The sequence below is a fragment of the Paraburkholderia sp. genome (assembly GCF_034668105.1).
Taxonomy (GTDB): Bacteria; Pseudomonadota; Gammaproteobacteria; order Burkholderiales; family Burkholderiaceae; genus Paraburkholderia.
Map to the genome: position 1 here is coordinate 1 of NZ_JAXDPY010000430.1, position 7,525 is coordinate 7,525.

Annotated in this window: 6 protein-coding genes, 1 tRNA gene and 1 pseudogene; 4 read left to right on the forward strand and 4 right to left on the reverse strand. The window is 62.3% G+C overall.

The features are described 5' to 3' along the window. Window positions 1-508, reverse strand: a 508-nt coding sequence (locus QOC89_RS19455; protein WP_323046515.1) for an exodeoxyribonuclease III, incomplete at its 3' end; no start/stop codon positions are given. A 249-nt stretch (window positions 509-757) separates the two neighbouring features. Here QOC89_RS19455 and QOC89_RS19460 point away from each other — a divergent pair. Together QOC89_RS19460 and QOC89_RS19465 are read left to right on the forward strand one after the other, a co-directional pair. Then, on the forward strand, window positions 758-1,045 hold the full coding sequence (locus tag QOC89_RS19460; RefSeq protein WP_179732908.1) for a hypothetical protein: 288 nt from the start codon (window positions 758-760) through the stop codon (window positions 1,043-1,045). A 124-nt stretch (window positions 1,046-1,169) separates the two neighbouring features. Next, window positions 1,170-1,243, forward strand: a tRNA-Met gene (locus QOC89_RS19465). Window positions 1,244-1,369: 126 nt separating this feature from the next. Here QOC89_RS19465 and QOC89_RS19470 read toward each other — a convergent pair. Next, complete coding sequence (locus tag QOC89_RS19470; RefSeq protein WP_323046516.1) at window positions 1,370-2,068, reverse strand: aspartate/glutamate racemase family protein; 699 nt, start codon at window positions 2,066-2,068, stop codon at window positions 1,370-1,372. Between the two features lie 261 nt (window positions 2,069-2,329). On the opposite strand from QOC89_RS19470, the gene QOC89_RS19475 reads away from it, so the two are divergent. Further along, the gene (locus tag QOC89_RS19475) at window positions 2,330-3,631 is read left to right on the forward strand and encodes an amidohydrolase family protein (RefSeq protein ID WP_323046517.1); all 1,302 of its coding nucleotides are present in this window, start codon (window positions 2,330-2,332) and stop codon (window positions 3,629-3,631) included. A gap of 125 nt (window positions 3,632-3,756) precedes the next feature. Here QOC89_RS19475 and QOC89_RS19480 read toward each other — a convergent pair whose 3' ends face one another. Beyond that, a complete protein-coding gene (locus tag QOC89_RS19480; RefSeq protein WP_323046518.1) occupies window positions 3,757-5,865 on the reverse strand; it encodes a M3 family metallopeptidase in 2,109 nt (702 codons plus the stop codon). 295 nt (window positions 5,866-6,160) lie between these two features. Between QOC89_RS19480 and QOC89_RS19485 the strand changes: the two genes are divergently transcribed. Next, window positions 6,161-7,279, forward strand: a complete 1,119-nt coding sequence (locus QOC89_RS19485) for an acyltransferase (protein ID WP_323046519.1) — start codon at window positions 6,161-6,163, stop codon at window positions 7,277-7,279. 117 nt (window positions 7,280-7,396) lie between these two features. On the opposite strand, the pseudogene QOC89_RS19490 reads toward QOC89_RS19485, so the two are convergent. Further along, window positions 7,397-7,525, reverse strand: a pseudogene (locus tag QOC89_RS19490) (bifunctional methylenetetrahydrofolate dehydrogenase/methenyltetrahydrofolate cyclohydrolase); the annotation flags it as partial.

Sequence of the window (7,525 nt, forward strand, 5' to 3'; positions counted from 1 at the left end):
GATTCTGGCCTTCCCATGCTTTTGGATCGTGGACGTCGCGATCTTCCGGTGCGATGTTGTAGTCGCCGAGCAGCGCGAGCTTCGGATAGAGCGCCATTTCGCGCGCGATCCAGTCATGCAGCGCAGCAAGCCAGCGCAGCTTGTAGGCGAACTTGTCGGTGCCCGGCGCCTGGCCGTTGGGGAAGTATGCGGAGATAATGCGCACGCCGTCGACGGTTGCGGCAATCACGCGTTGCTGCGGATCCTCGAAGCCGGGGATATTGCGCACGACGGTGCTCGGGTCGACGTTCAGGCCGTCGCGCACCAGAATACCGACGCCGTTGTAGGTTTTCTGGCCCGCGAACCAGCTCCGGTAACCTTTTTCCTCGAGCGCGGCGCGCGGGAATTTGTCGTCGGTCAGCTTCAATTCCTGCAGGCACAGCACGTCGGTCTGGCTGGTGCCGAGCCAGTCGATTACATGCTGTTCACGTACTTTGAGGGAGTTGACGTTCCAGGTGGCGATTTTCATGAGGTCCTCACATTCTTTGGGCAAAGTCTTTGAAAGGCTTTGCCTCTTGTTTTTGCTCTATTGCCTGATCTGCCCATCCGGCGACCCACGTCCGGTTTGACAGGATCGGGGCTGGCCGATAGCCCCGCATCTTATCGCGCGAGGCGCACGACCGTGAAAATCGTCCCGCCCGCCGTGAAAAATAAAAGCCCGGTCCTGTCATGCCGCGGCGTATAGTGGGATCACATTTACGCGCATCGGGAATGGTCCATGGCACAACTTTATCCAGCCCTTTATAAGGACTTCGAAGTGCATCCGCTGGTGTTTTCGCGGCAGTTCGACAAGTTCGACGGCCACAAGCGTCATGCCGAAGGTTACGACGTTGCGGTACGCGTCTGCCGGCCGGGAGCGATTAGCGGCTCGAAGGCAAGCCGTGTATTTCGTCTCGTGCTGACGTCCACGTTCTCCGACTTCGGCGTCGCCAAGCGCAGCGCAAGCCAGTACGGCGCGGATATCATCGACGGCAAAGTGGACGGCGCGACGGTTGAGGATCTTTGAGTTTGCCTGCTCGTTGCAGCGTGAGGCATGCATGAACGGGACACGCGTCGCGCACTTCGTTTGAAACTATTTCATCCGATTGTTTGACGTCTTGCTGACAACCCGCTATAATTTTTTTCTCTGACGCGGGGTGGAGCAGTCTGGCAGCTCGTCGGGCTCATAACCCGAAGGTCGTAGGTTCAAATCCTACCCCCGCAACCCAGCATTGTTGAAAGCCCGCTAGCGCAAGCTACGCGGGCTTTTTAACTTGTGACGTCAACTTTCTCATGCGCGCCCAGACGAAGCAACCGGGCCGCGCTACACAATCGCCCCGCACGCTGGCATTCAGTCCGAATCGATCGCCCATTCCACCGCCGCCTGCGCATGCAACGCGGTCGTGTCGAACACGGGTAACGCCGAGTCTTCCGGCTTGATCAGCAAGGTGATTTCCGTGCAGCCGAGAATCACCGCTTGCGCGCCACGTGCGGCGAGTCCTTCGATTACACGTTGATACACCGCACGCGAGGTGTCGCTCACGTTGCCGTGGCACAGTTCGTCGTAGATGATGCGGTGCACATCCGCGCGTTCGGTTTCATCGGGAACCAGCGTCTCGAGGCCATAGCGCTCGCGCAAGCGGCCCGTGTAGAAAGTCTGTTCCATCGTGTAGCGCGTGCCGAGCAAGCCCACCCGCTCGATTCCCGCAGCGCGCAGCGCGTTGCCGGTGGGATCCGCGATGTGCAGGAACGGCACGTCGATCGCCCGTTCGATCGATTCATACACGCGATGCATCGTGTTGGTCGCCAGTATCACCAGGTCGGCGCCGCCGCGTTCGAGTTGACGGGCGGCGTCGGCCAACTGCTGGCCAAGGGCAGTCCAGTCGCCGGCGCGCTGATTCGCCTCGATCGGCGCAAAGTCAAGTGTCAACATGAGGCTGCGGGCATTGTGATGCCCGCCGAGGCGCGCCTTGGCGTGGCGGTTCAGGAGCTTGTAGTACTCGGTGGACGATTCCCAACTCATCCCGCCGATCACGCCGATGGTTTTCATGGTTTTTTGCTCCGTGGGTAGAGGGTGCGAGCCGATCTGTGGCGAAGGAGAACGCTAACGCAGGAGCCAAACGTCAAACGCCGAATTCCCACGCCTCGCAGGTTCGAAAAACCGAGTATAGGCGGACGTTCCTGCCCGCAGCCGGTACGGATTCCCCTCAGATCACCGGTACGGCATTCAGTCAAAACAAAACCCCGCCACGCACTTTCTGACGCCGATAGAATCGACATCATTCAAAGAGCGGTCAACTGGGAGTGATTCATGGATCTGATCATCCGCCGCGCGATGCTGCCGCCGAGCGCCACGCCGCAGAAAAGCCAGCAACGGCAGCCGGTCGACATCGGCATCGAAGCGGGCCGCATCGTGGCCGTCGAGCCGAATCTGGCCGCCAGCGCACGCGAAGAAATCGACGCCGCCGGTTCGCTCGTCACGCCGCCATTCGTCGATCCGCATTTCCACATGGACGCGACGTTGTCATATGGTCTGCCGCGCGTGAACGCGTCGGGCACCTTGCTGGAAGGCATCGCGCTATGGGGTGAACTGAAGCCGGACCTCACCCAGGAGGCGCTGGTCGAGCGCGCACTGCAGTATTGCGACTGGGCTGTCGCGCGTGGCTTGCTGGCCATCCGCAGCCACGTGGATGTGTGCGACTCGCGCTTGCTCGCGGTCGAAGCGCTGGTCGAAGTGAAGCGCCGCGTCGCCCCGTATCTCGATCTGCAGCTGGTGGCGTTTCCACAGGACGGCGTATTGCGCAGCGCCGGCGCATTCGAGAACCTGAAGCGCTCGATCAAGATGGGCGTCGACGTGGTCGGCGGGATTCCGCATTTCGAACGCACGATGGCCGACGGCGCCCAATCCGTGCGCATGTTGTGCGAGTTCGCGGCGGAGCAGGGCTTGCGGGTCGACATGCATTGCGACGAATCGGACGATCCGCTGTCGCGCCATATCGAAACGCTCGCAGCCGAAACGCACCGGCTCGGCCTGCATGGGCGCGTCACCGGTTCGCACCTGACCTCGATGCACTCCATGGACAACTACTACGTCAGCAAGCTCTTGCCGCTGATGCGCGAGTCGGGCGTCGCGGCGATCGCCAATCCGTTGATCAACATCACGCTGCAGGGCCGCAGCGACACGTATCCGAAGCGCCGCGGCATGACCCGCGTACCGGAGATGATGGCGGCGGGCATCAACGTCGCGTTCGGTCACGATTGCGTGATGGACCCGTGGTACAGCCTCGGCTCCGGCGACATGCTCGAAGTCGCGCACATGGGCTTGCATGTTGCGCAGATGACGGGTGTCGACGGTATGCATGCGTGCTTCGACGCGGTCACCGTGAATGCCGCGCGTATTCTCGGGTTGGAAGGCTACGGCATCGCGCCGGGAAGCGCAGCCAATCTCGTGCTGCTCGACGCCCGCGATCCGGTCGAAGCGATCCGCTTGCGTGCGGCGCGGCTCGCGGTGGTGAGTCGCGGCAAGGTGGTAAGCCGCGCGCCGGCTGCGCGCGCGGCGTTGTCGCTGGACGGGCGTCCTGCCGAGGTGGATTTCAAACTGCATCGCGGTTAGCCGCAGCGTGCCACACCCGAAGAACGCGTGAAAGGCAAAAAAGCCGGGGCTTGCTTACGCAAGCCACCGGCTTTTTCATCTGCGTCGGCGCTATCTACAATGCCGCCGAACACTTCAATGCAAGATCAATGCGCCGCGCCAGGCGTCATGCCGTTGTGCCGCAACAAGGCGTCGATATTCGGCTCGCGGCCACGGAACGCCTTGAACGATTCCATCGCGGGACGGCTGCCGCCCACTTCCAGAATCTCCTTGCGATACCGCATGCCGGTCGCCTGATCGAGCACGCTGCCACTCGCGGCCTGCGCGGCTTCTTCGAACGCCGCGTAGGCGTCGGCGGACAGCACTTCCGCCCACTTGTAGCTGTAGTAACCCGCCGCATAGCCGCCCGCGAAAATGTGGCTGAAGGTATTCGGCCAGCGCGAGAACGAAGCTTGCGGCACCACGTGAAAACGCTCGTTGATCTCGCTCGCGAGTTCGGTCGCGCTCTTCGTACCGGACGCGTCGAAACCGGTGTGCAGTTGCATGTCGAACATCGAGAACACAATCTGGCGCAAGGTGCCCAGACCGCTCTGGAAGTTCTTTGCGGCAAGCATCTTGTCGAACAGATCGCGCGGCAGCGGTCTGGCGGTTTCGACGTGTGAGGTCATGTCGCTCAACACGTCCCACTCCCAGCAGAAGTTCTCCATAAATTGCGACGGCAACTCGACCGCGTCCCACTCGACGCCGTTGATGCCCGACACGCCCAGTTCGTCCACACGCGTGAGCATGTGATGCAGCCCGTGGCCGAACTCGTGGAACAGGGTGATCACTTCATCGTGCGTGAAGCACGCCGGCTTGCCGCCGACCGGCGCCGAGAAGTTGCAGGTCAGATACGCGACCGGCGTTTGCACGCTGCCATGCGTGTGCTTGTGACGGCCCCGCGCGTCGTCCATCCATGCGCCGCCGCGCTTGCCTTCGCGTGCATACAGGTCGAGATAGAACTGGGCGACGAGGCCGCCGTCCTGGTTCTCAACGCGGAAAAAGCGCACGTCCGGGTGCCACACGGCCGCTTCGTCGCGACGGATACGCACCCCGAACAGCGTCTCGGTGACCTTGAAGAGGCCCTTGAATACCGCGTCTTCCGGAAAGTACTGTTTGACTTCGTTCTCGGAGAACGAATAACGCTTCTGACGCAAACGTTCAGCGGCGAACGTCATGTCCCACGGTTGCAGCTCGCTCATGCCGAGTTCGTTCGCGGCGAATTCGCGCAGTTCCTTCCAGTCCTGTTCAGCGTGCGGACGCGCGCGCGTGGCGAGGTCTTCGAGGAAGGCCATCACCTGTGCCGGCGACTCGGCCATCTTCGGCGCGAGCGAGACTTCGGCGAAGTTGTTGTAGCCGAGCATGTGCGCTTCTTCCGCGCGCAGCTTCAACTGATCGGCGAGTACCTGCGTGTTGTCCCATTCGGGTTTGCCGTTGCCGTATTGCGGACCGAGCTCAGACGCACGCGACACGTACGCGCGGTACACGGCTTCGCGCATTGCGCGATTCTCCGAGTACTGCATTACCGGGAAATACGACGGGAAGTGCAGCGTGAATTTGTAGCCGGTCTTGCCTTCGCGTTCGGCCGCTTCCTTCGCGGCTTCGATCACGTCTTCGGGCAGGCCGGCCAGTTGTGCTTCATTGCCGGCTTCGACGAAATACGCGTAGGCGTTCGTCGCATCGAGCACGTGATCCGAAAATGCTTTCGACAAGCCCGCCTGGCGTTCCTGCAATTCGGCGAAATGGGGCTTCTGGTCTTCCGGCAATTCCGCGCCCGAGAGGCGGAAATCGCGCAGCGCATTGCCGAGGATCTTCTTGCGCTCGCCCGTAAGCGAAGCGAAATCGTCGCTCGCGTTGAGTGCCTTGTACTTCTCGTACAGCGCGAGGTTCTGGCCCACGCTCGACCAGAATTCGGTGACGCGCGGCAGATTCTCGCCGTACACGGCCCGCAGTTCCGGCGTATCGGCCACGGCGTTCAGATGGCCAACCACGCTCCAGGCGCGCGACAGTGGTTCGGTGGCGCGCTCGACCGGCTCGACCACATCGGCCCACGAAGCGGGCGTGATGGGCAGCGCCGCGCGCTCGACGGCGGCGGCCGCGTTGGCGAGCAGGATATCGAGGGCGGGCGTGACATGTTGGGGGCGGATGTCGCCAAAGCGCGGCAGGTCGGAAAAATCGAGGAGCGGATTGTCGTGAGTCGAGGGGGTAGTGGACATAAGGCTTCCTGTCTGACGCGGGTGAACGGGTGAGCGGGTAATTGGGTGCATCGGCGGGCGCGCGCGACGCCGCCCGATAACACCCCCATAGGCATTATTGGGGCAGGGCGCGCCGATTCCAATCCGTCGCCAGACAAATTATCAGATGTCGCGCGACTGTGCGCGCGGTGAGCGAATCGCGCGCGGGCTGCGGGCAGCCGCGCTCGTCTGTGCGAAAGCGAACGGTGTGAATTGCTGCTATGCCGCATTCTGGCGTATCGCTACCCGTCGGCGACGTTTTTCGTAAGAGGTATCGATGAATCCGCTTTCGCACGCTCTATCGCGCAACGGCAACAACTTCGATCTGGTGCGGCTTCTTGCCGCCGTTGCCGTGGTGTATGGCCATTCGTATCTGCTGCAGGCACCCGACGGCACGACGGATTGGGTTCAGAACGCGCTCGGTTTCGACGGTTTCGGCGCACTCGGCGTCTACGCGTTTTTTCTGCTGAGCGGCATGCTGGTGACCGCGAGTTTCGACCGGCAACGCTCGGTGCCGCGTTTCGTCGCGTTGCGCATCGCGCGCCTGTGGCCGGCGGTGGCGGGCGGTTCACTGGTGACCGTATTCATCCTCGGGCCGCTGTTCACGACGCTGCCGCTGCGCGACTATTTCGCCTCGGGCATGACGTGGGGCAACCTCGACAATTTTTCCACCATTGTGCTGAAAACCGGCTGGGCGCTGCCTGGCGTATTCGAGCACAACCGCTTTGCCGTCGACATCTGCGGGCCGCTGTGGACGCTGCCGCTCGAAGTGCGCTGCTATCTGATCGTGATGGTGACCGGCATGCTGGGGCTGCTGTCCAGCGCGCGCCGCGTGGCGCTGGCGTTCGCGCTCGGCTGCGCCGCATTCGTCTTTCGCGTGCATCTGCCGCATTTACAGATCGGGCTGCGTGATTTCAGCGAAACGCCTGGCGGCTATTCGTTCTGGCCGGAGCCGTTTTTCCTGCTGGGGATGCTGCTGTACGGATGGCGCGAACGGATTGACCTCAACGGCCTGGCGGCACTCGCGCTGGCGATGGTGTTTCTGGTGTTTCGCGATACCGCCGGCGCTCAACCGCTGTTCTATCTGGCTTTTGTTTACGGCGTGCTGTGGGTCGGCACAACACCGCTTTTGCGGCGTTTCGTGCCGCGCCACGATTACTCGTATGGGATTTATCTGTACGGTTTTATGGTGCAGCAATGCGTCGCGAATATCGCGCCGCAGTTGAGCCATGTGGTCGCGGTGCTGATTGCCGCGCCGTTCATTCTGCTGTGCGCGGCGCTGTCGTGGCACTTTGTGGAGCGGCCCGTGCTGACGTGGTGCCGGCGGCGTCTGGCGCGCTCGCGCGTGCCGCTCGGCTCGCCGGGCATCGCGACAAGCGATCCGGCGGCCCGTTGAACCTTGGCGCGGGAGGCCCAACTACAAAGCAAAACCGGCGCTCCAAAGCGCCGGTTTTCGTTTCCAGAAGCCCTTTGTACAGGCCTTCCTGCCAGGCCCTTGCACGGAGCTTGGGTATCAGCCCTTCGACGCTTCGCGCTCGGCGGCTTCGATCGTGTTGACGAGCAGCATCGTGATGGTCATTGGACCGACGCCGCCCGGCACCGGCGTGATATAGCCCGCCACCTCCTTGACACCCGCGAAATC